Consider the following 2,030-nt stretch of genomic DNA (forward strand, 5'->3'; position numbering starts at 1 on the left):
TCCTCGTCCGAAAGGAGGGCCAGGCGCGACAGGCGCTCCTCCGGCGAGGCGGCGGCCGCGGCGAGCACGACCCCGTACTGCGCCGCGAAGCGCTCCATGGTGGCGGCGTCGAACAGGTCGGTCCGGAAGCGCAGGCTCCCGGCCAGCTCCTGGCCTACCTCGTGGAGGTCCAACTCCAGGTCGAAGCGCACCGCCCGCACCTCGCCCCCGAACGGCTCCCGCCGAACCCCGGCGGTGGCGGACCCCTCGCCGGCGTCCGCGTTCTGGAGCGCGAACATCACCTGGAAGAGCGGCGTGTGCGACAGGCCCCGCTCCGGGGCGACCTCCTCCACCAGGCGCTCGAACGGGAGCTCCTGGTGGGCGTATGCCCCCAGCGCCGTCTCCCGCACGCGGCGCACGAGCGCCTGGAACGGCGGGTCGCCGGACAGATCGACGCGCAGCGCCAGCGTGTTGACGAAGAAGCCGATCAGCCCCTCCATCCCCACCTGCGTGCGATTGGCGATCGGCGAGCCGACGACCAGGTCCTCCTGTCCCGACCAGCGCGAGAGCAGCAGGTCGAAGGCGGCGTGCGCCACCATGTAGAGCGTCGCCCCTTCCCGCCGCGCGAGAGCGCGGAGCCCGCGTGTGATCTCCGCGGGGATGCGGAACCCGTGTGCGGCGCCGCGCGAGCTCGCCACCGCGGGCCGCGGGCGGTCGGTCGGGAGCTCCAGCGCGGGGGGCGCGCCGCCCAGCCGCTCCCGCCACCAGTCGAGCTGCCGCTGGAGCACCTCGCCCTGAAGCCAGCCGCGCTGCCACACGGCGAAGTCCGCGTACTGCACCGACAGCGGCGGCAGCGGCGATGCCGGCCTTGCAGCACCGGAGGGCAGCGAGAACCATTCGTAGAGGGTGAACAGCTCGCGGAAGAGCACGCCCATGCTCCAGTCGTCGCTGACGATGTGGTGCATGGTGAGCAACAGCACGTGCTCCTCGTCGGAGAGGCGCAGCAGCGTCGCGCGGAGCAGCGGCCCGCGTTCCAGGTCGAAGGGGCGCTCCGCGTCCTCCCGCGCCAGGCGGCGCGCCTCCTGCTCGCGCGCCTCCGGCGCGAGACCGGTGAGGTCCACCACGGGCAGGCGCGCGGGCGCGGGCGGGTGCACGACCTGCACAGCGCCCCGCTCCACCGGGCGGAACGTGGTGCGCAGCGCCTCGTGCCGCTCCGTCAACGCGCCCAGCGCCCGCTCCAGCGCCAACGCGTCGAGGCGCCCCCGCAGCCGGCTCGGCCAGGGCCCGTTGTAGCCGGTGCCCTCCGGCTCCATCTGGTGCAGGAACCAGAGCCGCTCCTGCGCGAAGGAGAGCGGCAGAGCACCCGTGCGCTCCACCGGCACCACCGGCGGCACCACCGGCAGCTCCGCCCGGCGCACCTCCTCCACGCGCCCGGCCAGCTCCGCCACCGTGGGTCCCTCGAAGAGCGCCCTCAGCGGCAGCTCCACAGCCAGGACCTCACGGATGCGCGAGATCACCCGCGTGCCCGTCAGCGAGTGCCCTCCCAGGTCGAAGAAGTGGTCGCGCCGGCCCACGCGCTCCGCGCCGAGCGCCTCGGCCCAGATCGCGGCCAGCGCCTGCTCCGTCTCGCCCACCGGAGCCTCGTACTCCCGGGCCGCATACGCATCGCCCGTGGGGGCAGGGAGCGCGTTGCGGTCCAGCTTCCCGTTCGGCGTGAGCGGATACGTCTCCATCCACACGTACGCCGCCGGCACCATGTACTCCGGGAGCCGCTCCGCGAGATGCGACCTCAGCGCGTCCACGGCGACCGGCTCGCCGGCCAGGTAGTACGCGACCAGCCGCCGGTCGCCCGGCGCGTCCTCGCGTGCCACGACGACCGGAGCCCGCACGCCCCGGTGCTCCGCCAGCCGCGCCTCGATCTCGCCCGGCTCGATGCGGAAGCCGCGGATCTTCACCTGGAAGTCGGTCCGCCCCAGGAACTCCAGCTCGCCCGAAGCCAGCCAGCGCACCCGGTCGCCGGTGCGGTAGAGCCGCGCCCCCGGCCGCGCCGA

At 74.5% G+C, this 2,030-nt stretch carries 1 protein-coding gene; it reads right to left on the reverse strand.

Annotated features, from left to right (window positions below; translation table 11 throughout):
- A partial coding sequence (locus VLK66_RS10540; RefSeq protein ID WP_325309368.1) for a condensation domain-containing protein occupies positions 1 to 2,030 on the reverse strand: 2,030 nt, incomplete at both ends.

The organism is Longimicrobium sp. (assembly GCF_035474595.1).
In the GTDB taxonomy this organism is placed as follows: Bacteria; Gemmatimonadota; Gemmatimonadetes; order Longimicrobiales; family Longimicrobiaceae; genus Longimicrobium.